Genomic DNA, 24,723 nt, shown 5'->3' with positions numbered 1-24,723 from the left:
CCCTTTCTTGGGCCCGCTGCGCAGGCCAGCGGGAGCAAGCTCCCTCGCCACAGGGGTGAATCTTCGCCTTGGGGGCAGTACATCTGGCATAAAAAACCCCTCCAGCCCCGACTGACTCTCAGTTGGGGCTGAAGGGGTTTTCTTTAGGTCAGAAATCTACGTCTGGCTATCGCCCTCTGCATCTTCATCGCTATCCGGTGTATCGATTGGCGAACCATCATCATCCTCGCCATCGTCCGGATCGCCTGCGTCCGCATCGGTCGCGGCCAGCATCATCTCGCCTTGCACCACCGAACCGCTCGAGGCGTGTTTCTCATGCTCATCGCACTCGGCCCACGCAGCCGTTGAGCCGAGGGAAAGCACCACCAAAACTTTCAGCAAAAACATCATGCGCAGCAGCTTATTCATAGCCCAATTCCTTCTTTATCCGGATACAGCAGAGCCCGATGGCGCTTAAGGGAAGCTAATTTTGAACAAAGTAGCACACAAGATAGGACGCCCCGAAACAGCTAGAAATGCCGCCATCGTAAAGACAAGTTTTGAATAAACCTTATTACAAAAGGTGCTGATCGCCGTTTCCCATTGCCTGGGTTTGGGTGATCAAGAATGGAGAAGTGGCACAAAAACCCACCAGAATCAGACCCCACCTCGTCCTATTCAAGCCTCGCCCCGGAAAAATTCCACGAAGCCACTGAGCGGGCGCTCGATTATTATTTGAAGCCGGAACAGGCCAAAGCCAAGAAAGCCCCGTCAGCAGCGCAGCTCTTCACTGTCGTCGAGAGCATCGATACTGAAAGCCTGCTCGCCAACCTCAGCGAAAACCTGGCCTCCGCCAACGCCATGATCAGCGACTTGGCGTTCGATCTTGAGGGTTCTCGCCGGCATGTTGCGATGGGGATCCTACAAGTGACAGAGGTGAGTGAGCTACTGGCGAATCGGGCGCTGGATATCGCCGATCCACGCTAGCAACTCGCCGCACATCAAAAGGGCTGGCCGGCATTTGTAGGCGCCTCGACTACAAGGCCGGCAGCCCGTCCATGCAAGCTGAACCACTACCTTGAAAAACGCCGCCATCGCGAGCAAGCTCGCCCCCACAAGCCGCGCGTCAACTTAGCGCCAAGCGCTAGATCCTCACACCTCGCTATCAGTCACCTTGGCTAATTCCAGTCGCTCCTGATCCAATGCGCTCTCACTAACGATTGCCATGACTAGCGTACAGAAGAACGATCCGCCTTGAATAAAAAACCAGATGGACACCAACGCCACGAGGTCAAACTCTACGAAATGTGCAAAAGGCACGAGAAACAGAGCACACAGGAGATAAATGAGCCCTATCAAAATTTCGACCGAAGACGACTTAACCCCTCGCAGAAAATTTCCGGATTGTTTGAACTTATTCGTTCTAACCCACGAAATCTGGAGTTTAAATAAAGGTAAAATGAACGCCTTCACACCCACCCATCTCAGGGCACCTTTGAGCATCAATGTCATGAAATAATCACGCACTTCGTTGCTCCCCAGTTCTCTGACGCCGATCCATATTTCAAGAAATTTTACAACCACTGCCGCCCCAATCAAACCCAAGAAACCATGGGGTATTTGCAATACCTGCGAACTCGACACCAGAAAGACGCAAACGAGAAAAAAAGATATATCCACCAAAAATGCGCACGCACCGATACAATCTTTAAAGGTCGTATACAATCTCAAGCTTCTTTGAGCCACCGTCATTTTTTCGTTAGTCAGCCCAAGGTATCGACGCCAATTCACCCTGAACTCCTGGGTGGCTCCCGCCCACCAACGAAACTGTTGTTTTTTTATCCCGTCCAGAGTTTCTGGTATAAGCCCTTTGCCCCATGTGTCGCTGAATACATGCCCTGTATATCCCTTAGCCATAATTCTCATGGCCAGCTCCAGATCCTCGGTAAGCGCCCATTCTGCCCACCCGCCGAGTTCTTCAATCAAATGACGCCTAACCATACACACCGTACCCACCAAATAACCGGCACCGTATTCGTTCAAGGCAGGATGTACTGTTTTATGGCCAATTAAATAGTGATGATAAACGCCAGATAAAAACGGATTACCCCGCCACTCCCGATAGTCATGACTGGTCTGCACGAACCCCGTTTTTTCATCTTCAAAAAGTGCGATATATCGCCTTATGAACGCAGGGTCCACTATATAATCCGCATCGATAATCAAAACAATTTCTGCGTCGACGTTCGAGTGACGTAGCGCAAAATTTATGGCGCCCGCCTTTGCACCAGCGAGAGGATCGACATGAAAAAAACAAAATCGTTGCCCTAGTTTTGTACAGAATTTTTCAACCGGCTTCCAAAGCTCAGGATCTTTTGTGTTATTGTCAACAACCAACACCTCAAAATTATTATACTCAAGGTTCGCCACTGCACTTAGGGTGGCAATAACCAAAGCCGGAGGTTCCGCATAACAAGGAACATGTATGGAAATCAACGGATTCCACCGCCCATCGGCCATACTTATTTTTTGCAGCGCAGCATCACGCTTCGGAAAATTGATGGTAAATCTCGGCAAGTCTTCAAGCACTCTGCAAAGCATATAAAATACCGCGATGAGCAGACAAATAAGCTGAAAAACATAGATACAACCCCAAAGTAAAATCCCCAACTCCACTTGCTGAATTTTTTGATTTACAAAAATCAGGATAGCCACAGGCACAGTAAACCTAGCCACCAGCAGCCCGACACCAAACAGACTGATAATTGGAATATAAAAACGAACTAAAAACCCTAAAGCTACTCCGCCTAGCAAAGAAAACAACGCCCCCTCCATCTCTCCTGTAACGACGGCGACTGAGATGAGACTCGATATGAAACTCGTTATCCAGAGACCACTCCAAAAATATGCCGACGGCTTGGCATAGGAATATCTGGCCCAAAGAATAAGCGCACTTAAGACGTTAAGTGTGGCAGCAAAATATAACGACTCCACGATCGTCTCCCTGTATTGACATTACATGTGAAGCGTTTGTCGAGCCGAATCTATGCGCGTCGGGATAGGGCTGTCTACTGTCAAAGATGACAGTAGACAGCCTAAGTTATTAGCAAGTAGTAAACAAAAAACCCCTCCAGCCCCAACTAAGTTTCAGTTGGGGCTGGAGGGGTTTTCTTCAGGTCAAAAATCTACGTCTGGCTATCGCCTTCCGGATCCTCATCATCCGGCGTATCGATTGGCGAACCATCATCATCCTCGCCATCGTCCGGATCGCCTGCGTCCGCATCGGTCGCGGCAAGCATCAACTCACCCTGCGCCACCGATCCGCTTGATGCATGTTTTTCATGCTCATCGCACTCAGCCCAGGCAACCGTTGAACCGAGAGACAGCATCACCAACACCTTCAGCAAAAACATCATGCGTAGCAGCTTATTTATGACCAATTCCTTCTTTTTCCGGATAAAGCCGGGGCCCGACGGCGCTCAAGAAAATCTTGTTCTGAACTGCCCGGTTCACCAGATAAGACGCCACCGAACCGCCAGAAATGCCCCCACACGACAGAATGGTTTCGAATAAGCCTTATTTCAAAACCAACTAACACCCAAAACCCAGTGTGGGAGCGAGCCTGCTCGCGAAGAGGTCGGCACATCCAGCATCCAGGCAGCCTGACCCACCGCTTTCGCGAGCAGGCTCGCTCCCACAGGGGCTATGGATGACCGGGAGATCGAGGATCTGACACAAGACCATTGTGGGAGCGGGCTTGCCCGCGAAGAGGCCGGCACAACCAACATCCAGGCAAGCTGACCTATCGCTTTCGCGAGCAGGCTCGCTCCCACAGCTTTTGGCTTTAAACGCTTACTGCTTAGTGATGCTCCCGCGTCGCGCGGAATTTCACATCCGGCCAGCGCTCTTCCATCAGCGCCAGGTTCACCCGGGTAGGCGCCAGGTAGGTCAAGTGCCCACCACCATCCAGCGCAAGGTTTTCCACGGCCTTGTTGGAGAATTCCTCGAGCTTTTTCTTATCGTCACATTCAATCCAACGGGCGGAGTAAACGGTGATCGGCTCGTAGGAGCATTCGACCTTGTATTCCTCTTTCAGGCGGCTGGCGACGACGTCGAACTGCAGCACGCCGACGGCGCCGAGGATGATGTCGTTGCTGCGCTCCGGGAAGAACACCTGGGTGGCGCCTTCTTCGGCCAATTGCTGCAAACCTTGGCGCAACTGCTTGGATTTGAGCGGGTCCTTCAGGCGTACGCGGCGGAACAGTTCCGGGGCGAAGTGCGGGATGCCGGTGAAGCCCAGGGCTTCGCCTTCGGTGAAGGTGTCGCCGATCTGGATGGTGCCGTGGTTGTGCAGGCCGATGATGTCACCGGCGAAGGCTTCTTCCAGTTGCTCGCGTTCCGAGGAGAAGAAGGTCAAGGCATCGCCGATACGCACGTCCTTGCCGGTGCGCACGTGGCGCATCTTCATGCCTTTTTCGTATTTGCCGGAGCAGATACGCATGAAGGCAATGCGGTCGCGGTGCTTGGGGTCCATGTTCGCCTGGATCTTGAACACGAAGCCTGCGAACTTCTCTTCCACCGGCTCCACGGTGCGCTCGTTGGCAACGCGCGGCAGCGGGCGCGGGGCCCAGTCGACCACGGCGTCTAGCACATGGTCGACGCCGAAGTTGCCCAGGGCGGTCCCGAAGAACACCGGGGTCAGTTGCCCATCGATGAATTCCTGCTGGTTGAACTCATGGCAGGCGCCCTGCACCAGCTCCAGTTGCTCGACGAAACGCTCGTACTCATCGCCCAGGTGCGCGCGGGCTTCGTCGGAGTCGAGCTTCTGGATGATCTTGGTTTCGGTGCGTTCATGGCCGTGGCCTGGGGTGTAGACGATGATGTAGTCGTCGGCCAGGTGGTACACGCCCTTGAAGTCGCGATAGCAACCGATCGGCCAGGTGATCGGCGCGGCCTTGATCTTGAGGACGGCTTCGATCTCGTCGAGCAATTCGATCGGGTCGCGGATGTCGCGGTCGAGCTTGTTGATGAAGCTCACGATCGGCGTGTCACGCAGACGGCAGACGTCCATCAGCGCGATGGTCCGTGGCTCGACGCCCTTACCGCCGTCGAGAACCATCAAGGCCGAGTCCACCGCGGTCAGGGTGCGGTAGGTGTCTTCCGAGAAGTCTTCGTGGCCCGGGGTGTCGAGCAGGTTGATCATGTGATCGCGATACGGGAACTGCATGACCGACGTGGTAATGGAGATACCCCGCTGCTTTTCCATCTCCATCCAGTCAGAGGTGGCATGGCGGTCGGACTTGCGGGATTTCACCGTGCCGGCCACCGCAATCGCCTTGCCCATCAGCAAGAGCTTTTCGGTGATGGTGGTCTTACCGGCATCGGGGTGGGAAATAATGGCGAAAGTGCGGCGTTTCGCGACTTCGGCGGCCTGTTTGGTCATGGGAAATCGCCTGGCAGGTGATTCAAAAAAGGGCGGCGATTATAGCTCAACTTGGGCCAGGAACCGAACCGTTGAGCACATCGAGGGTGGCCAAATGCTGCCCAGCATGGGAACCTTTTGCCGCGTGGAGCCGTCCACAACCCTGATATGAGCAACCGTCGGGGCCTGCAAAATCAGCAAGTTAGCCTGACGAGGCTGCGCCCATGGCTCGCTTCGACGGTCCTTTGACCCGCCTCGAAAAGAGCTGCTTCTCGCGAACGTTTTCCCGGCATCCCATGATGGTTTGCCGCCCGAGCAAAGCGTGCGCCGACTAAAAGAAAAAGGAGTCCGCCTGTGGCTATCCGCTATGGCAAAGGGCTGACAGGGGCTGCGTTCGTCGTCGCACTCCTGGCCCTGTTGGTCCACTGGATTGGCATCGATACGATCCAACGCTACCGCGACGATCTGCTGTTTTACCTGCAAGCGCACCTGATGCTTGTATTGGCATCCATGTTGGCGGCCCTGATAGTCGGCATCCCAGCCGGCATACTCCTCAGCCGCCCCGGCATGGTCGGGCGTGCCGAACGCTTCATGCAAGTGTTCAACATCGGCAACACCGTGCCCCCCCTGGCCGTATTGGCCATCGCCCTAGGCGTCCTGGGCATCGGCAACGGGCCCGCCATCTTCGCCCTCTTCCTCGCCTCACTATTGCCCATCGTGCGCAACACCTATGAAGGCCTGAAAAACGTTCAGGGTTCCCTCAAGGAAGCCGCTATCGGCATCGGCATGACTGCGCGCCAGGTGTTGTGGAAAGTCGAATTGCCCAACGCCGTGCCAATCATAGTCGGCGGGGTGCGCGTGGCCCTGGCGATCAACGTCGGCACCGCGCCCCTGGCGTTCCTGATCGGCGCCAACAGCCTTGGCAGCCTGATCTTCCCCGGCATCGCCTTGAACAACCAGCCGCAATTGCTGCTCGGCGCAGCCTGCACCGCCCTGCTCGCTTTGCTGCTCGACGGGCTGGTGACACTGGCCAGCCGCCTCTGGCTGGAACGCGGTCTACGACCGTCCTGAGCCTGGCTGGATAAAGGAAACGTTATGAAGAAGATGAGCTTGATTCTGGGGTGCCTGCTGCTGTTCGCAGGGTTTGCCCAAGCCGCTGAAAAACCGCTGATCCGCCTCGGCGCCCGGGTATTCACCGAGCAGACATTGCTGGCGGAAATCACCGCGCAATACCTGCGTGACAAAGGTTACGACGCGCAAGTCACCGGCGGCCTGGGAAGCAACCTGGCCCGTAGCGCCCAGGAATCCGGGCAATTGGATTTGCTTTGGGAGTACACCGGCGTGTCGTTGGTGGCCTACAACCATGTCACCGAAAAACTCGACAGCGCCCAATCCTACGCTCGAGTGAAAGAACTCGACGCGAAAAAAGGCCTGGTCTGGCTTGCTCCGTCGAAATTCAGCAACACCTACGCCTTGGCCCTTCCTGAAAAAGTCGCGAAGAAGTACCCGCAGATCAATTCCATCAGCCAGTTGAACGCGGTGTTGCAGGCCGAGGCCGACGAGAACCATCTGGTTGCCCTGGACACCGAGTTCGCCAACCGTTCCGACGGCCTGGCCGGCATGGTCAAGCAGTACGGTATGAACCTGACCCGCAGGAACATCCGCCAGATGGACGCGGGCCTGGTCTACACGGCGCTGCGCAACAGCCAGGTTTTCGCCGGTTTGGTGTACACCACCGACGGGCGCCTGAATGCCTTCAAACTGAAGCTGCTGGAAGACGACAAGCATTACTTCCCCGACTACACCGCCGCGCCGGTGGTACGCCAGGCATTCCTTGACGCGCACCCTCAACTGGCCGCGCAACTCAAGCCCCTGGCCGAACTGTTCGACGACGAAACCATGCGCCAGCTCAATGCCCGCGTGGACGTGGATCATGAAAGCCCTTCCGCCGTTGCCGCCGATTTCCTGCGTCAGCATTCGCTGCTCTCAACCCAATGACCTGGAGGAAAAGCCATGGATTTTCTTGACGCCTTTTCCCATCTGGACTGGCCGCTGGTGCTGCACCTGACCTGGCAGCACATCACCCTGGTGGGCATCGCCGTGACCCTGGCAATCGTGATCGGCGTGCCGCTGGGCATTTTCATGACCCGCTTCCCGGCGCTCGCCGGCCCGTTGCAGGCCAGCGCCACGGTGCTGCTGACGATTCCGTCGATTGCCCTGTTCGGGCTGCTGCTGCCGTTCTATTCCAAGTTCGGCCAAGGCCTGGGGCCGATGCCGGCGATCACCGCGGTGTTTCTTTATTCACTGTTGCCGATCATGCGCAACACCTACCTGGCCCTGACCGGGGTCGAACCCGGTATTCGCGAAGCCGCCCGCGGCATCGGCATGACCTTCGGCCAGCGCCTGCGCATGGTCGAACTGCCCATCGCCGTGCCGGTGATCCTGGCCGGCGTGCGCACCGCCGTGGTCATGAACATCGGCGTCATGACCATCGCCGCCACCATCGGCGCCGGTGGCCTGGGCGTGCTCATCCTCGCTTCCATCAGCCGCAGCGATATGTCGATGCTGATCGTCGGCGCCTTGCTGGTCAGCCTCCTGGCCATCTTCGCCGACCTGCTTTTGCAATGGCTGCAACGCTCGTTGACTCCGAAAGGATTACTGAAATGATCGAATTACAAAACCTCAGCAAAACCTTCAAGAGCAACGGCAAGGATGTGAAAGCCGTGGACTCGGTGAACCTGACCGTCAACGAAGGCGAGATCTGCGTGTTCCTCGGGCCGTCGGGCTGTGGCAAGAGCACCACGCTGAAAATGATCAACCGACTGATCCCGCCGACCTCGGGCAAGGTCTTGATCAATGGCGAAGACACCACCGGCCTGGACGAGGTGACCCTGCGCCGCAATATTGGCTACGTGATCCAGCAGATCGGTCTGTTCCCGAACATGACCATCGAGGAAAACATCACCGTCGTCCCACGCCTGCTGGGCTGGGACAAGCAGAAATGCCACGACCGCGCCCGCGAATTGATGAGCATGATCAAGCTTGAACCCAAGCAATACCTGCACCGATACCCGCGCGAATTGTCCGGCGGCCAGCAACAACGGATCGGTGTCATCCGCGCCCTGGCGGCCGATGCGCCGCTGTTGCTGATGGACGAGCCCTTCGGCGCGGTCGACCCGATCAACCGCGAGATGATCCAGAACGAGTTCTTCGAGATGCAGCGGGCGCTGAACAAGACCGTGATCATGGTCAGCCACGACATCGACGAGGCCATCAAGCTGGGGGACAAGATCGCGATCTTCCGCGCCGGTAAATTGATCCAGTGCGATCACCCGGACACGCTGCTGGCACATCCCGCCGATGAGTTCGTCAGCAATTTCGTCGGCCAGGACAGCACGCTCAAGCGCCTGCTATTGGTCAAGGCCGAAGACGCGGCGGACAACGCCCCCTCGGTCAGCCCCGAAACCCCGGTGGCCGAGGCGCTGGAACTGATGGACGAACATGACCGGCGCTACGTGGTGGTCACCTGTGCCGAGAATAAGGCCCTGGGGTATGTAAGACGCCGCGACCTGTACCGTCAGACCGGAACCTGCGGCCAGTACCTGCGGGAATTCAATGCCACCGCCGCCTACGACGAACATCTGCGGATCCTGTTGTCACGCATGTACGAGTTCAATCGCTCGTGGCTGCCGGTGATGGACGCCGAGCGGGTGTTCCTCGGCGAAGTGACGCAGGAATCGATTGCCGAGTACCTGAGCTCCGGCAAGTCCCGTGGGGGCAAGACCAGTATTGTCTCGCCGGCGGAGGCTGCCTCAGTCTGACCAAGCACGACTGCTTTTGTGACGAGGGAGCTTGCTCCCGCTTGACCGGGCTGGCGCTCCAGTGCGAAGCGCTCGTCGCTTTTTTGGGGCCGCTGCGCGCCCCAGCGGGAGCAAGCTCCCTCGCCACAAAGGCAAAAGCCATATTGAGCAAGCTCGAAAACCGATCGAGGGGAACGTCAATCTGTCACGCAGGTCGGTTACATCATGAGCTGTCGCGGACCGCACGACGGATGCGTGCAAAAACGCGACATTTTTAGTTGATCTCAGGTCCCTCACGCCCTAAAGTTCGCGCCGAACGTCCATGCTGGAAACGATCCATCCGGCTCAAGTACTGACGACGAGACAGCAAGGCCAAGGGAATCAAGCGTCCCATGGCCTTTTTGCTTTCGGCGACATGCCTTGGGAAGTAGGCGAACCAAAGTGGGGATACGGAGGACGTTCGCGGGGGCAGCTTGCCCTCAAACCCATTGATTCTGATGTTTGCCAGTAGGAGTCCCAAGTATGTCGATCCAGGTCGAAGATTATTTCGCGCGCGAAACCTTTCAGAAAATGAAGGCGTTCGCCGACAAGCAGGAAACCCCGTTCGTGGTGATCGACACCGCGATGATCGCCCAGGCCTATGACGACCTGCGCGCCGGTTTCGAATTCGCCAAGGTCTACTATGCCGTCAAGGCCAACCCGGCGGTGGAAATCATCGACCTGCTCAAGGAAAAAGGCTCGAACTTCGACATCGCCTCGATCTACGAGCTGGACAAGGTCCTGAGCCGTGGCGTCGGCCCGGAGCAGATCAGCTACGGCAACACCATCAAGAAATCCCGAGACATCCGCTACTTCTATGACAAGGGCGTGCGCCTGTACGCCACTGACTCCGAAGCCGACCTGCGCAACATCGCCAAGGCCGCGCCGGGCTCCAAGGTCTATGTGCGGATCCTCACTGAAGGCTCGACCACCGCTGACTGGCCATTGTCGCGCAAGTTCGGCTGCCAGACCGACATGGCCATGGACCTGCTGATCCTCGCCCGCGACCTGGGCCTGGTGCCGTACGGCATCTCGTTCCACGTTGGCTCGCAACAGCGCGACATCAGCGTCTGGGACGCGGCTATCGCCAAGGTCAAGGTGATCTTCGAGCGCCTGAAGGAAGAAGACGGCATCGTCTTGAAGCTGATCAACATGGGCGGCGGCTTCCCGGCCAACTACATCACTCGTACCAACAGCCTGGAAACCTACGCCGAGGAAATCATCCGTTTCCTCAAGGAAGACTTCGGTGACGACCTGCCGGAAATCATCCTGGAGCCGGGCCGTTCGTTGATTGCAAACGCCGGTATCCTGGTCAGCGAAGTGGTGCTGGTGGCGCGCAAGTCCCGTACCGCCGTCGAGCGCTGGGTGTACACGGACGTGGGCAAGTTCTCCGGCCTGATCGAAACCATGGACGAAGCCATCAAGTTCCCGATCTGGACCGAGAAAAAAGGCGAGATGGAAGAAGTAGTGATCGCCGGCCCGACCTGCGACAGCGCCGACATCATGTATGAGAACTACAAGTACGGCTTGCCGCTTAACCTGGCGATCGGTGATCGCCTGTATTGGTTGTCGACCGGCGCCTATACCACCAGCTACAGCGCGGTGGAGTTCAATGGGTTTCCGCCGTTGAAGTCGTTTTACGTTTAATACGGCTGAATGAGAAGGTCCATGGGAAACCATGGACCTTTTTTATCTGCATAGCCACCTGTGAAAGTCATCCAGCATCGTCGTGCATTGCTCGAGTGTCTCAATGGCTGCGCCCAATCCAAAATTCAATTCTTTGAGATTGCCGGCATAACTTGCTCGCTCGACCTCTAGCATCGCAGCGTCCATGGACAGGTATAACGCTCGGGCAAGCAACCCCATCTGGGAATTAAGGTTACTGAAAATATTGAACAGGGCGGCAATATCAGCCTTGTACTCCGTAGCCCTGATTGACGCATCCGTGGAGGAATAACCCAGGTCCCATGACGGTGAAGTGCTGGCCTGCTGGAACAGTGCCTGCGCCAGCGTCGGTCGATCATGGCAATAGCAGCTTCGGTGATCCATGGCCCTCGTGAATATCGAGTACACCCCAAACGAGTCCTGGTTTATCCCGGCGAACTTGAAGTCGAGTTGCCTGATGGCACTTCTGACGTCAACAAGACGAAGGTAAAGCTCATGGACCAGATCCCCAACATTCTTCGGTGACGTTAGTTTCCAACGTTCGGAACGAGAAAGACTGAAACGTCTGTAGTCAATTTCAGAAAGTGGCGTTTGCCTGGGGGTTTTCTCTGCCAGACCCAACGCTTCTCCCGCGAACAGCCTCAGTTCAGCCACATGAGTATCGACGAGCGCCTTGGTATCACTGACATCCCCCCCTAATGCCGAAAGGGCCCGCCCGTTGAAGTACGCGTTGTCTAATCGCGAATCCCTAGGAAGCGACGCTGCCTGATGACCGCTGACGCGGCTCCTTTCAAGAACTGCCGATATCCTGTCAAAGACCGAGCGCAAGCCGCCAAGGAAAGAAATATAACGGTCCAATGCCCTGCGCTGCCCCTCAGTAAAATCATGTCCATATCGATCCATGAGATGTTCCTGGCGATGGCCGCCTCTCGGACCGCCATCGCCTATAGCATTAATTCAATCGGCGCATGCCGACGCGGTGCCAGACTTTTTCATGGCTGGAGAATGGGTCGTAAGTATTGCGTGAATCCAGGAATGAGCGCGCGCGCGTTACGGACATTCTCTTCGACGGGCCGCGACCTTTCCCACGCGAATGCCTTTGAAAACTTCTCATAGGCAGCCACGACATTTCCAAACTCCTTGAGGTAGTCCCAGCGAACACTGTCCAACCTATCCAGACTCTCAACCAAGTCGATTTTCCCTTGGACCTCAGAAAGTTCCTTGTGCCGGTCTCCCGCCTCCATCATCAGTTGATGAGCCCTGTCACGAAGCCTGTCGCGCCCGGCAACCATATTGAGGTAGGAAAGGGTTTCTCCTATACCTGCGATCGTTTTTTTCAAAGTGTCCATCGCCAACAATGCCACCTGCATCTGAGGAGGTGCCATACCCATTGCCATCAGACTCTCCACTGTCAGCTGAGCTTCCTGGCCAATTTTTTCGACGCCGTTTCTTCCAATCAACTCGATAGCATTGGACACCGAAGCGACCTGTTCAAGCAGCTCGACACGCTTGGCTTCGGCCTTATCTTTTTGCTCTTCTACAAATGTCCGGTCTTGCAGCAATGCAAGCGTCCATTGTTTCGATGCTTCCCTGTCGTATCGGGCGCTCAGGTTAAGTTCGATCTGCTTGAGGTTGTCGACCTGCTGGCTAATTTCTCCGGATGTGGCTCGAAGCGCTTTCTCCATATCGTAGCGTACCTCTTGCTTATCCGACTCACTGCCAGGCTCTTCAAGTTCGTCCTGATATCTTTCAAGCCGTCCGTTTGTTCTATTCAGGATATGAAGCGCACTCTGTGCGGTGTTGCGAAGGTTGAACGTCTGGCTGTCAATAGCGGTGGCCAAACCCGTCATTCTGCCCACCACGGCCGGTAGGTAATCATGCCGTTCAGCGAGAAACTGCGTTTGCGTCTTTGCAGTCTGGACATTCGAGTTGTAGCCATACAACGCCATGATATTGATTTGCGGATAATCCACACCACTTGATAACGAATACATTTGTACGCTCCTTGTCCTGATCAAATTACCGGCATCAATTTCCCGTTGAGCCTCTTCAAAAATCGCGTTCAGCGCCCGCGCGGTAGGGCCTATATCTTCGCCCCAAGGTTCAACCACCAGTTTGAGACTATTATGGAACGATCTCAGAGACACCGCATCGTGTACCTCATCGACTGTCTTCAGAGAGTCCTCAATGAACTGGCTGAGCGAATTCCAGACCAACATAAGGTTCTGCGTAGCGACTTCCGCTTCAATCGTGACCGCACTGAGATTTTGAAGATCACCCCGCACCCGGTTCAATGAAGAAAGTGTTTGATGTTTGCTACCCAATTTCGCGATAGCGGTATCTTGGGTGCTTTTCAGTTCGTTACGCTTTTTGCGTATGTTCTCGGCCTGAACGCCCTGGTAAATACCCATGATCAGACCGCCGACATTCAATGTCGCTGCGGCAACAATCGCTTCCTTGACCATGGCATCGTATTGGTTGTTGAGTTCATCAATCTCAGCGGCACGTTGATCGATGTCCTCCTGAATGCTCCGAATTTCGTCTTCATAGGGGTTTTCAGTCACAGCTTTCAAGCGCAACTTAATTCTCGGCAATACCTTTTCTCGCATGTCGGTCCCGAAACTATCCAGCTCCCGTCGGACCGCTTCAGCGGAGACATGACGGCTCTTGACCCCATCCAGTATGCTGTTGAGATAGAACTTTATTTCCCGGATATCCCCCGATGGGAGCGCCAGATCAGGAAGGTGCGGAATTTCAACCTTCAGCTTCAGGTATTCTTCAATGGTAGTTATGTTGTGTTCTTCCAGATACCTGGACGATCTAAGATCACCATAAACTTCGGAGATCGCAGCTCCCCGCCCGACGATAATACGGGCAAAGCCTTGCAGGTCAGCGCCGGTCAGTTGAATTTTTTCACGTAACGGTGACCAACGCCTAGCATGATCATACGTCGTGGTAAATGTTCCCAAAAAATCCATGGGCGTCAGCCCTGGGCGACCCGCATCACCGGCGCCATAGTTCAAATAGCTAATCACGTCAGTTAGCCGCTGAGGAAGCGACAATCCCAACATTTCATACCGTCTCAAGCTGATGACCTGTTCCTTGGTTAATTGTATCCCAGGCGCTCTGTTATATTGACCACCCCCCCCAAGCGACGCCTCGACGAAAACTTTGGGCGCTTTAGCGGCCGCCTCGACCACCTCTTTCCTCAACTTGAATTCCATAAAAGACTTCCTGTCTTCAATTGATAGATTACCGCCATCGACCGCGCATAAATACCTACTTTATTAATAGCCGATCGCGAAAAGACTCTAGAGCAGATCCATGACCACCGACAACGATTCAAGTATTAACAAAAAAAACAGCCGAGCGCGCCAAAGCGCAAAACTGTCGACCCGACAAATCCTGAAAGTTAAAAAGGTCCAAATATGTTTATGGAAAGCGACACTGTTGAAAGACATAGGGCTGGCGGCAGGCCTAGTTATGAGTTGTTGCTGCCCGTTATTTGAAAAAGCCGCTGCCGATAAGCACAAGCCATGGCACGAACTTCCGGATGCAGAGCATCCCGCAACGCCTCACTGCTCACGCGAAGGAAACTCACATTTCCACCCGCCAGCGCCTCGCGCAGCCAAGTCAGGGACTCGTCGATGCGACCTTCTTGCGCCAGCACCGCCGCATGGCTGAACTGGCCTCGGAAATCTCCAGCTTCGGCCGAACGCCGATACCACTCGGCCGCCGCAACTGGATCCGCCGGGCAACAGCGCCCGTCCTCCAGATAACGCCCCAGCAGGTTCATTGACTTGGCGTGGCCCAATTCTGCGGCACGGCGGTACAGGGCCAACGCCTGCGGCTGATCTTCAGTAACCCCACGCCCGGTCGCCAACAGGTTGGCGTAGTTGTACATCGCCCAATCCAGCCCTGCCTCGGCGGCCTGTCGATAATGGGCGGCAGCGACTGCAGGATCGGCAACACAGCCCCAACCATGCTCATGGCAACGGCCCAGCATGTTGCGCGCCATCAAGTGCCCGCGTTGGGCGGCGATGTCGAACCAGCGCAGGGCCAGGGGTTTGTCCTGTTCGATGCCCTGCCCATCCAACAGAATTTGCCCAAGCAGCGCCTGGGCCTCCAGCACGCCAGCGCCAGCAGCGATGAGAATCGCTTGGGCCGCGCGCGCCGGGCTGTCCTTGAGCATGGCTTTGAGGCTTTCGCCGTCGAGCACCTCTTCTCGGCGCAGACGAAAATCCGCCACTTACACCTCGACCCAGCGGCGCAACAGGTTGTGATAGGTGCCGGTCAGGCGGATCAACGAAGGGTGGTCGGGTACGTCCCGGGTCAATTGCTGGATCGCGCCGTCCATCTCGAACAGCAGTGCCCGCTGGCTGTCTTCGCGCACCAGGCTTTGTGTCCAGAAAAACGAGGCGTAGCGCGCGCCCCGGGTGACGGCGTTGACCTTGTGCAGGCTGGTCCCCGGATACAACACCATGTCGCCGGCCGGCAGCTTGACCCGCTGGGTGCCGTAGGTGTCCTGGATTTCCAGCTCACCGCCGTCGTAGTCCTGCGGGTCGCTGAAGAATAGCGTCGCCGATAGGTCGGTGCGCACCCGCTCGGCACTGCCCTTGGGCTGGCGCACGGCATTGTCGATGTGGAAATCGAAGCTGCCGCCAGCGCTGTAACAGTTCACCAATGGCGGGAACACCTTGTGCGGCAGGGCCGCCGACATGAACAGCGGGTTTTTCCACAGCCGTTCAAGCATGGCCGCGCCGATCTCCTTGGCCAGGGGATGGCCCTCGGGCAGTTGCAGGTTGTGCTTGGCCTTGGCCGATTGATAACCGGCGGTGACCTTGCCGTCCTCCCATTCGGCCTGCTCCAGCGCTTCACGAATACGCTGCGCTTCTTCGGCGCTAAACACACCGGGGATGTGCAACAACATGGCATTCGGACCTGTGGATAGAGGGGCGCCAATGGTAGTGATTCTTATTGGCTGTGCACAACCCCGCACAACGCACCACTCGACGGAAACCGTAAGGGCAAATTGTAAAGAATGTAAATTCCTCTCAAATAGCAATATTTCGCAATTGATACAAATACCTGTTTCCCCTATATTCCGCGGCCTCAAACCTTGGGGAAGGCACTGTTCATGTCGCGTCAACAACTACAATCACCGGCCCATTCACCTCGTTTACTGGCTTCCGCCATCGGCGTCGCGCTCAGTGCAACCTCCGTGGCGCAGATGGCCCAGGCGGCAGAAAATACCGAAGAAAAAGCCCCGCGCAATGCCATTTCCCTGGATGCCACCAGTATCACCGGCGAAGCCCAGGACACGACGTCCTATCAGGTCGAGAAAGCCTCGTCCTCGAAATACACCGCGCCGCTGGTCGACACGCCACGCTCGGTGACGGTCATCCCCCAGCAAGTGCTCAAGGACACCGGCGCGCTCAACATGCAAGACGCGCTGCGCACCGTGCCCGGCATTACTTTCGGCGCGGGTGAAGGCGGCAACCCCCAGGGCGACCGCCCCTTCATCCGTGGCTTCGATGCCCAGGGCGACACTTACCTGGATAACGTGCGTGACACCGGTTCCCAGAGCCGGGAGATCTTCGCGGTCGAGTCCATCGAGGTCAGCAAGGGCCCCAACTCCGCCATCGGTGGCCGTGGCGCCGCCGGCGGCACCATCAACCTGGTGAGCAAGAAAGCGCATCTGGGCGACTCCTTCGACGGCGGTTTCACCTGGGGTTCGGACCAGACCCAGCGCTACACACTGGACGGCAATTACCAGTTCAGCGACAGCGCCGCCGGCCGTCTCAACCTGATGAGCCATGAAAGCAACGTCGCCGGTCGTGACAAGGTCAACTACGACCGCTGGGGCGTCGCGCCATCGCTGGCGTTCGGCCTGGGCACCGATACCCGGGTCAACCTCGATTACTACCACCTGGAAAGCAACGACCTGCCGGATTCGGGCATTCCCTACACCGTGCCCGCCTCGGGTCGTACGGCCGATCGCACCAAGGCCAACCCCGACAAGCCCTACGCCGGCGGCGACAGCAGTAACTTCTACGGCCTCACCGACCGCGACTTCCGCAAGACTCGCGTCGACACGGCGACCATCGCCATCGAGCACGACCTGAGCGATGCACTGACGGTCAAGAACACCCTGCGCCACGGCTCCAGCATGCAGGACTACATCCTGACCCAGCCCGACGACAGCAAGGGCAACGTCAACAATGGTACGGTCTGGCGCCGGGCCAACACCCGCGTCAGCAATGTCGACACCACCACCAACCAGACCGATCTGTTTGGCGATTTTTACGTCGCAGGATTCAAGAACAGCTTCTCCACAGGCATCGAACTGAGCCGCGAAACCGGCGAGAAATCCTCTTACAACGTCAACACCGACACCGTGCCGGGCACCGCCGCCGCGAACACCAACTGCACCCCGGCGACAGTCGGCTCGCCAAGCGGGAACAACTGCACGTCGCTGTCCAATCCAAACCCGAACGATCCCTGGAACGGCGCGATTTCCCGCAACTACGCCGGCACCGACACCACCAGCGTCACCCGTGCGCTTTACGTGTTCGACACTTTGGAGCTGTCACCGCAATGGCTGGTGAACATGGGCTTGCGTTACGACCACTTCGACACGAAATACAAAACCTACAATGCCGCCGGCACCACCACTTCCAAGGGTGATGACACCAGCGAGTTCGTTACCGGCCAGTTCGGCCTGGTCTGGAAACCGGCGGACAACGGCAGCATCTATGCGTCCTACGCCACCTCGGCCACGCCGCCGGGCAACACGGTCGGTGAAGGTCAGGAAGGCAACCCGCTGGGTGGCACGCCGGACCGCAGCGGCAACCTGCTCGCCAGCGACATGGAGCCGGAAACCACCAAGAACTACGAAATCGGCACCAAGTGGGACTTGCTCGACAGTCGCCTGTCACTGACGGCCGCTATCTTCCGCACCGAGAAGGAAAACGCCCGGGTCCAGGTCGACACCACCACCTATGAAAACGCCGGCAAGACCCGCGTCGACGGCCTCGAACTGTCAGCCAGCGGCAAGCTCACGGAAAAGTGGCAAGTGTTCGCCGGCTATAGCTACCTGGACAGCGAACAGGTCGATGGCGGGCCGTTGAGTGTTACCGATGGCAATCAATTGCCCAACACACCGAAGAACAGCGCCAGCGTCTGGACCACCTATGCCCTCACGCCGAAGCTGACCATCGGTGGCGGTGCCTTTTATGTGGACGATGTATTTGGCAGCGTGGCGAATACTACGATGGTCGATTCCTACGTGCGTTACGACGCCATGGCCAGCTACAAGGTCAGCAAAAACCTGGACCTGCAACTCAACGTGCAGAACCTGACGGACGAGACTTACTACGACAAGGCTTTCTCGACCCACTTCGCCAACCAGGCGGCCGGGCGTACCGCGTTGTTGAGTACCAACTTCCACTTCTAAAGGCGAAAACCCGATGCCGATGGTCAGGCAATGTACTTGTGGGGGCTAGCTCGCTCCCACGGGACTGAGCCCCCGGCCATCACGGACCGGCACCGGGCAAAAAGCCCCGCTCATGCAAATGATCGGGGCTTTCAGGTGTGTTTATGAATGGTTCTCGATAACACACGGCATAATGCACGCCGTGACAAACAGTATTGAACGAACAAGGCGGGCGACGTGTTGAAGAAAACCCTGTTCCAGTTGCACTGGTTCTTTGGCATCAGTGCCGGGCTGGTCCTGGCATTGATGGGCATTACCGGTGCGTTGGTGTCGTTTCAGGACGAGATCCTGCGCGCGCTGAACCCACAGGTGCTGACGGTTGAAAAGCAACCGGCCGGCATATTGCCGCCTGCCGAACTGGTGGAACAGATCGAAGCCGCGTCCGGCAAGACCGTCAGCATGCTCTGGGTAGAGACCGACAGCGGCAACGCCGCACGGGCGGTTTTCACCGCCTCGCCCGGGGAAAAGCGTGGCCCGATGCGCTACTTCAATCCCTACAACGCGCAATTCATGGGGGATGTGGTGGGGCAGGACTTCTTTGGTCTGATGCTCCGTCTGCACCGCGTCCTCACCCTGGACGACGTAGGCCGGCAGATCACCGGCGCGTGCACGCTGATCCTGGTGTTTTTCTGCCTGTCCGGGCTTTACCTGCGCTGGCCGCGCCAATGGAAAAACTGGCGCGCCTGGCTGACCCTCGATTGGGCGAAAAAAGGCCGCAGTTTCAATTGGGACCTGCACTCCGTCGCGGGCACCTGGTGCCTGGTGTTCTACCTGCTGGCCGCCTTGACCGGGCTGACCTGGTCCTACGAGTGGTACAACAAAGGCGTAACCCGCCTGCTTTCCGATTCGCCCAAGGATGAGCGCGTGCGCAAGCGCGGCCCCGCACCCGGTGGCCCGGCGCCGATCGCCGACTACCGCGCCATGTGGAGCAGCATCTACAGCGCCGCCGGCCCCGACCTGTCCGCCTATAACGTGCGCATGCCGCCGGTAGCGGGACAACCGGCGACCGTGTTCTACCTGCTGAAAAACTCCCCCCATGACCGGGCGCTGAACCAGCTTATCCTCGACCCGGCCACCGGCGTCGTCAGCCGTCACAGCCGCTACAGCGACAAAAGCTTCAAGGCGCAATTGCTGACCAGCATCTACGCCCTCCATGTCGGCAGCTACTTCGGCCTGGTCGGCCGGATCCTGGTGACCGTCGCCGCGCTGGCCATGCCGCTGTTTTTCATCACTGGCTGGCTGTTGTATCTCGATCGTCGACGCAAGAAGCGCCAGGTCCAAAAGGCCCGCCAGGCGCTGACCCAAACCCCTGGTGACGCCCCGGCGTGGCTGATCGGTTTCGCCAGCCAGAGCGGTTTCGCCGAGCAACTGGCCTGGCAGACCGCCGGCCAGCTCCAGGCCGCCGGCCTGCCGGTGAAGGTCCGGCCATTGGCCGGCGTCAGCGAGCAGGATTTGAACAGCTCCACTCGCGCCTTGTTCGTGGTCAGTACCTTTGGCGATGGCGAAGGCCCCGACAGTGTCCGGGGTTTCGAGCGCAAGGTGTTGGGCCAGCCGCTGAGCCTGGAACGCTTGCAATATTCGGTGCTGGGCCTGGGCGACCGCCAATATGAAAACTTCTGCGGCTTCGCCCGCCGCCTGCATGCCTGGCTGGCGGAACACGGCGGCAAGACACTGTTCGCGCCGGTGGAAGTGGACAGCGGCGATCCTTACGCCTTGCGCCACTGGCAACAACAGCTGGCGGAACTCACCGGCCAGGCCCCGGCGGACGCCTGGCAGGCGCCGAGTTTCGAGCATTGGACGTTGAACCAACGCACCCTGCTCAACCCCGACAGCTGCGGGTCTGGCGTATACCTGCTGGGCCTCACCGCACCGGGGCCGAGCAGTTGGCTGGCCGGTGACCTGGTGGAAATCCTGCCGCGCAATGATCCATGGGCCATTGAACATTTCCTCGATGGGCTGGGCATCGCCGGTATTGCTCGGGTACACGTCGACGGCTTGCAGCAGACACTCGAACAAGCCCTGGCGACACGCCAGTTGCCGGAAAACCGCGCCCACTTGGTCGGCCTGCACGCCCAGGCACTGGTGGAGGCGTTGGCACCGCTGGGCATGCGCGAATACTCCATCGCATCGATCCCCGCCGATGGCGTGCTGGAACTGATCGTGCGCCAGGAGCGCCGCGCCGATGGCAGCCTGGGCGTCGGCTCCGGCTGGCTGACCGAACATGCGCCGCTGGGCAGCCCAATCAGCTTGCGGGTAAGACGCAACAGCAGCTTTCATCTGCCACCCCAAGGCGTACCGATGATCCTGCTGGGCAACGGAACCGGCCTGGCCGGCCTGCGCAGTTTGCTCAAGGCCCGTGTTGCCGAGGGCATGCAACGCAACTGGCTGCTGTTTGGCGAACGCAACCGCGAACACGATTTCCATTGTCGCGATGAGCTTCAGGAATGGGTCACCTCCGGCGACCTGGAGCGACTGGACCTGGCCTTCTCCCGAGACCAGGACAAGAAAATCTACGTCCAGAATCGCCTGCTGGAATCGGCGGCATTGCTCAAGCAATGGCTGGCCGACGGCGCGGTGATCTATGTCTGCGGCAGCCTGCAAGGCATGGCGTCAGGGGTGGATCACGTGCTCAACCTGGTGCTGGGGCGTGAGGAAGTGGAGAAGCTGATCGAGCAAGGGCGGTATCGGCGGGATGTGTACTGATCCTGGTCACCCAACATCAACCCTGTGGGAGCGAGCCTGCTCGCGAAAGCGGTGTGTCAGTTTGCACAAGTGTTGCCTGGCACACCGCTTTCGCGAGCAGGCTCGCTCCCACATGGGGTCTGTAGTGGCCTCTGATCACACCGGCTGCAACTTCTTCTCGAACACCGCCACGCCTTCCAGGTCCCGCAGCACCACGCTCATCTCCCCGCTCTGCCCGTCGATGTCCACCTCGCCAAAGAACTGATAGCCGGCAAACGGCGAGGTGTTCTGGGCCGGAGGGGCTTTCTGGAACACCACTTCAGGGCCGAAGGTCTTGTCCAAGGGATTGGGCCCGAAGCTGCCGGCGTTCAATGGGCCGGCGACGAACTCCCAGAAGGGTTCGAAATCCTGAAACGCGGCGTGTTCGGGGTGGTAGTGGTGGGCGGCGCAATAGTGGACATCGGCGGTGAGCCAGACGTAGTTGCGCACCTGATGCTTGCGCAGATAACCGAGCAATTCGGCGATCTCGACTTCGCGCCCCTGGGCCTCGCCCGGGTCACCGTTGGCGACCGCTTCCCAACGCGCAACGCCGGGGCTGACCTCGCCATCCGGCACGCCCAGGCCGATGGGCATGTCAGCAGCGATGACTTTCCACTGGGCACCGGATTGCTTCAATTCGCGCTTGAGCCAGTCCAACTGCTCCCGCCCGAGGAACGGTTTGGCCGCACCGAGGTTCGCGTCATTGGCTTGTCGATAGCTGCGCATGTCCAGCACAAACACATCCAGCATCGGCCCGTAACCGAGCTTGCGGTAGATGCGCCCTCCCCCATCGGCCTTCTGCAGGCGCATCGGCGCGTATTCCAACCAGGCCTGTCGCGCACGACCGACCAGGCTGTGGATATCCTTGGTCTGGTAGCGCTCGTCCAGTTGCTTGCCCGGCGACCAGTTGTTGACCACTTCGTGATCGTCCCACTGCCAGATCTGCGGCACTTCGGCGTTGAAACGGCGGACGTTATCATCCATCAGGTTGTAGCGGTAGTTACCGCGATATTCATCCAGGGTCTCGGCGACCTTGCTCTTGGCTTCGGTGGTCAGGTTGCGCCAGATGCGCCCGCCCTCTGTGGTGATCTGCGCCGGCACCGGGCCGTCGGCATAGATGGTGTCGCCGCTGTGGATGAAGAAATCCGGCAGGCGCAGGCGCATGGCGTCATAGATGCGCATGCCGCCGATGTCCGGATTGATACCAAAACCCTGGCCGACGGTGTCGCCGCTCCAGACAAAACGGATGTTGCGCTTGAACTGCGGCACGCTGCGCAGGTGGCCGAGCCACGGCTCGCTGGCCACACCGCTCTGGGCGTCTTGGAAATGCACGCGGTAGAAAATCGCCTGGTCGGGTGGCAAGCCGGTGAGCTCGACCCGAGCGGTGAAATCGCTGCGGCTATCGGCCAGCGCCGAGACGAAGCGCCGGGGGTTGGGGAACTGACTGCGGGTGTCCCACTCCACCACCATCCTCGCCGGGCGGTCACTGCGGCTCCAGATCATCGCGCGATCACCTTGCAAGTCGCCCGACTGCACACCTTCGGTCAACACGGGCCGGTCCTTGACCGAAGCGATCACGGCCGGGGCCAGCCCGGGCAGCAACAAGCCCGCGCCAACGACTTGCATCACACGGCGGCGGCCCAGGTCGAATTCGCTCATGGTGTTCTCCCCAAATGGGAAAACTTAAGCATGGCTGTGTGAAGTGGGTGTGACAGGGATTTTACGGACATCAATGACCTTTGTGGGAGCGAGCCTGCTCGCGAAGCGGTGTGTCAGACAACAAACTCATCGACTGACACACCGCATTCGCGAGCAGGCTCGCTCCCACAAGGGGAAAGTTACTGTCTCAAAAGCGATCAGGCCTTCGCCGGCTCCAACGCCATTTCCACCACTTCCGGTCGCTTGAGCAGCGCATACGCCACTGCCGTCACCAAACTCCCCGCCACGATCGCCAGCAGGTACAAAAGCGCGTGGTTGATGGCATTGGGGATCAGCATCACGAACAGCCCGCCGTGAGGCGCCATGAGTTTGCAGCCGAAGTACATCGACAGCGCACCGGTCAGCGCGCCGCCGGCAATGCTGGCCGGGATCACCCGCAGTGGATCCTTGGCCGCGAACGGGATCGCGCCTTCGGAGATGAAGCACAGCCCCAGCACCAGCGCTGCCTTACCGGCCTCACGCTCGGTCTTGGCGAACTTGCGGCGGGCTATGAACGTGGCGATGCCCAGCCCAATCGGCGGCACCATGCCGGCGGCCATTGTCGCGGCCATGGGTGCATAACTTTGCGAAGCCAGCAGTCCCACGGAAAACGCGTAGGCGGCTTTGTTGATCGGCCCACCGAGGTCCACGCACATCATCGCCCCCAGCAGCACGCCCAGCAAAAGCGCGTTGGTGGTGCCCATGCTGTCGAGGAAATGGGTCAGACCCTCAAGCATGCCCGCCACCGGTTTGCCGACGATGTAGATCATCACCAGGCCGGTGAACAGGCTCGCCAGCAACGGAATGATCAGGATCGGCTTGAGCGCTTCAAGGCTCTGAGGCAGGCGCGCGTAACGGTTGATCGCCTTGGCCGCATAACCGGCGAGGAAACCGGCGATGATGCCGCCGATGAATCCAGCGCCCAGGGTGCTGGCCAGCATCCCGCCGATCATCCCTGGCGCCAGGCCAGGTCGGTCAGCAATCGAATAGGCGATGTAGCCCGCCAGCAGCGGCACCATCAATTTGAATGCGGTGTCGCCGCCAATCTGCATCAGCGCCGCTGCGAGAGTGCCAGGTTCCTTGAAGGCCTCGATGCCAAACACGAACGACAAAGCGATCATCAAGCCACCCGCTACCACCATCGGTAGCATGAACGAAACACCCGTCAGCAAGTTTATAGACACCGCTTTTTTCCGCCTTCGCCGGGCCCGTGGAAGCACCACTCGCTGCGCTTTCCTGGACGCCTTCGGCCAAGGCTTTTTTCAGCGTGGCTTCGGCTTGTTTCAACGCAATGCCGGTGCCGCAGCGATAGATTTTCTTACCGGCGAAACGCTCGGTGGCGACCTCGATATCGGTCGCCAGCAACACCACATCGGCCTCGGCAATCGCCTCGGGGCTGAGCGGGTTGCGGGCGCCCACCGAGCCCTGGGTTTCGATCTTCAGGTCATAACCCAAGCGTGCCGCTGCCTGTTGCAAGGCTTCAGCGGCCATGAAGGTATGGGCGACGCCGGTCGGGCACGCGGTGATGGCCACCAGGCGCGGGGCGCGTTCGGTCGACGGCGCAGGTTCTTCGGCGAGCACCTCGGCCTCGCCCAGCACTTGGGCCTCTTCGGCGCCGCGACGTAGCACCGCGTCAACGTCCTGCAGGGCGAGGGCCGGGGTGCTGCGAAACACCCGCTTGCCAACGAATCGCGACAGGTCCACCGGGCCGCTGGCAACCAGCAATACCCATTCGGCCGCTTCGAGGGTCGCCGCCGACAACTGGCGTTCCGGGTGGGCCGCGTCATGGACTTCGACACTGGTGCTCCAACCTTGGCGCTGGGCCGCCGCATCCAGCAGGCGGGCGCACAACACGCTGGTGACCATGCCGTTCGGGCAAGCCGTCACAATGGCTAATTTCATCT

At 58.5% G+C, this 24,723-nt stretch carries 17 protein-coding genes and 1 pseudogene; 8 read left to right on the top strand and 10 right to left on the bottom strand.

The window, feature by feature from the left end:
* Positions 1 to 156: 156 nt before the first annotated feature.
* Positions 157 to 408 carry a hypothetical protein gene (locus J3P76_RS04185; protein ID WP_420765549.1) on the bottom strand — a complete coding sequence of 84 codons (252 nt, stop codon included), beginning with the start codon at positions 406 to 408 and terminating at the stop codon, positions 157 to 159.
* A gap of 198 nt (positions 409 to 606) precedes the next feature.
* Here J3P76_RS04185 and J3P76_RS04180 point away from each other — a divergent pair, with 198 nt between their 5' ends.
* On the top strand, positions 607 to 966 hold the full coding sequence (locus tag J3P76_RS04180; protein ID WP_434607796.1) for a DUF6124 family protein: 360 nt from the start codon (positions 607 to 609) through the stop codon (positions 964 to 966).
* A 165-nt stretch (positions 967 to 1,131) separates the two neighbouring features.
* Here J3P76_RS04180 and J3P76_RS04175 read toward each other — a convergent pair whose 3' ends face one another.
* From J3P76_RS04175 to J3P76_RS04165, 3 genes are all read right to left on the bottom strand, one after another.
* Positions 1,132 to 2,973: a glycosyltransferase gene (locus tag J3P76_RS04175; RefSeq protein ID WP_434607798.1), complete on the bottom strand. Its 1,842-nt coding sequence runs from the start codon at positions 2,971 to 2,973 to the stop codon at positions 1,132 to 1,134.
* A 191-nt stretch (positions 2,974 to 3,164) separates the two neighbouring features.
* Positions 3,165 to 3,413, bottom strand: a complete 249-nt coding sequence (locus J3P76_RS04170; RefSeq protein WP_434611663.1) for a hypothetical protein — start codon at positions 3,411 to 3,413, stop codon at positions 3,165 to 3,167.
* Positions 3,414 to 3,838: 425 nt separating this feature from the next.
* Positions 3,839 to 5,422, bottom strand: coding sequence for a peptide chain release factor 3 (locus tag J3P76_RS04165; protein ID WP_434607800.1), 1,584 nt, complete (start codon positions 5,420 to 5,422; stop codon positions 3,839 to 3,841).
* A gap of 333 nt (positions 5,423 to 5,755) precedes the next feature.
* Between J3P76_RS04165 and J3P76_RS04160 the strand changes: the two genes are divergently transcribed.
* The 5 genes from J3P76_RS04160 (at position 5,756) to J3P76_RS04140 (ending at position 10,887) form a co-directional block, all read left to right on the top strand.
* Positions 5,756 to 6,472 carry an ABC transporter permease gene (locus J3P76_RS04160; protein ID WP_420765551.1) on the top strand — a complete coding sequence of 239 codons (717 nt, stop codon included), beginning with the start codon at positions 5,756 to 5,758 and terminating at the stop codon, positions 6,470 to 6,472.
* Positions 6,473 to 6,496: 24 nt separating this feature from the next.
* Entirely contained in the window at positions 6,497 to 7,399 is a 903-nt protein-coding gene (locus tag J3P76_RS04155) for a glycine betaine ABC transporter substrate-binding protein (protein ID WP_434607802.1), read from the top strand.
* 15 nt (positions 7,400 to 7,414) lie between these two features.
* Positions 7,415 to 8,068, top strand: a complete 654-nt coding sequence (locus J3P76_RS04150) for an ABC transporter permease (protein ID WP_420765553.1) — start codon at positions 7,415 to 7,417, stop codon at positions 8,066 to 8,068.
* Positions 8,065 to 9,222: an osmoprotectant ABC transporter ATP-binding protein OsmV gene (locus tag J3P76_RS04145; RefSeq protein ID WP_434607804.1), complete on the top strand. Its 1,158-nt coding sequence runs from the start codon at positions 8,065 to 8,067 to the stop codon at positions 9,220 to 9,222. Before J3P76_RS04150 ends, J3P76_RS04145 begins: the two co-directional genes overlap by 4 nt.
* A 501-nt stretch (positions 9,223 to 9,723) precedes the next feature.
* Positions 9,724 to 10,887, top strand: coding sequence for a type III PLP-dependent enzyme (locus J3P76_RS04140; RefSeq protein ID WP_420765555.1), 1,164 nt, complete (start codon positions 9,724 to 9,726; stop codon positions 10,885 to 10,887).
* 42 nt (positions 10,888 to 10,929) lie between these two features.
* Here J3P76_RS04140 and J3P76_RS04135 read toward each other — a convergent pair whose 3' ends face one another.
* The 4 genes from J3P76_RS04135 to J3P76_RS04120 all read right to left on the bottom strand — a co-directional run bounded on the left by J3P76_RS04135 (position 10,930) and on the right by J3P76_RS04120 (position 15,835).
* Entirely contained in the window at positions 10,930 to 11,808 is an 879-nt protein-coding gene (locus J3P76_RS04135) for a hypothetical protein (RefSeq protein ID WP_434627866.1), read from the bottom strand.
* 89 nt (positions 11,809 to 11,897) lie between these two features.
* A complete protein-coding gene (locus tag J3P76_RS04130; protein ID WP_434607810.1) occupies positions 11,898 to 14,129 on the bottom strand; it encodes an alpha-xenorhabdolysin family binary toxin subunit A in 2,232 nt (743 codons plus the stop codon).
* A gap of 257 nt (positions 14,130 to 14,386) precedes the next feature.
* Positions 14,387 to 15,097, bottom strand: coding sequence for a tetratricopeptide repeat protein (locus J3P76_RS04125; RefSeq protein ID WP_434628600.1), 711 nt, complete (start codon positions 15,095 to 15,097; stop codon positions 14,387 to 14,389).
* 57 nt (positions 15,098 to 15,154) lie between these two features.
* The gene (locus J3P76_RS04120) at positions 15,155 to 15,835 is read right to left on the bottom strand and encodes a Fe2+-dependent dioxygenase (protein ID WP_434560693.1); all 681 of its coding nucleotides are present in this window, start codon (positions 15,833 to 15,835) and stop codon (positions 15,155 to 15,157) included.
* A gap of 207 nt (positions 15,836 to 16,042) precedes the next feature.
* On the opposite strand from J3P76_RS04120, the gene J3P76_RS04115 reads away from it, so the two are divergent.
* Positions 16,043 to 18,361 (top strand): TonB-dependent receptor, encoded by a 2,319-nt coding sequence (locus tag J3P76_RS04115; protein ID WP_434607813.1) that lies wholly within the window; start codon positions 16,043 to 16,045, stop codon positions 18,359 to 18,361.
* Positions 18,362 to 18,577: 216 nt separating this feature from the next.
* Positions 18,578 to 21,103, top strand: a complete 2,526-nt coding sequence (locus J3P76_RS04110) for a PepSY domain-containing protein (protein ID WP_434607816.1) — start codon at positions 18,578 to 18,580, stop codon at positions 21,101 to 21,103.
* A 135-nt stretch (positions 21,104 to 21,238) separates the two neighbouring features.
* On the opposite strand, the gene J3P76_RS04105 is transcribed toward J3P76_RS04110, so the two are convergent.
* Complete coding sequence (locus tag J3P76_RS04105) at positions 21,239 to 22,780, bottom strand: alkaline phosphatase D family protein (protein WP_434607818.1); 1,542 nt, start codon at positions 22,778 to 22,780, stop codon at positions 21,239 to 21,241.
* A 197-nt stretch (positions 22,781 to 22,977) separates the two neighbouring features.
* Positions 22,978 to 24,721: pseudogene (locus J3P76_RS04100) on the bottom strand (PTS fructose-like transporter subunit IIB).
* Positions 24,722 to 24,723: the final 2 nt, after the last annotated feature.

Origin of the sequence: Pseudomonas sp. D1-36, from assembly GCF_051132205.1 — a bacterium.
Lineage (GTDB): Bacteria > Pseudomonadota > Gammaproteobacteria > Pseudomonadales > Pseudomonadaceae > Aquipseudomonas.
Note: the sequence above shows the minus strand (reverse complement) of the source record. Positions and strands in the feature narration are given on the sequence as shown.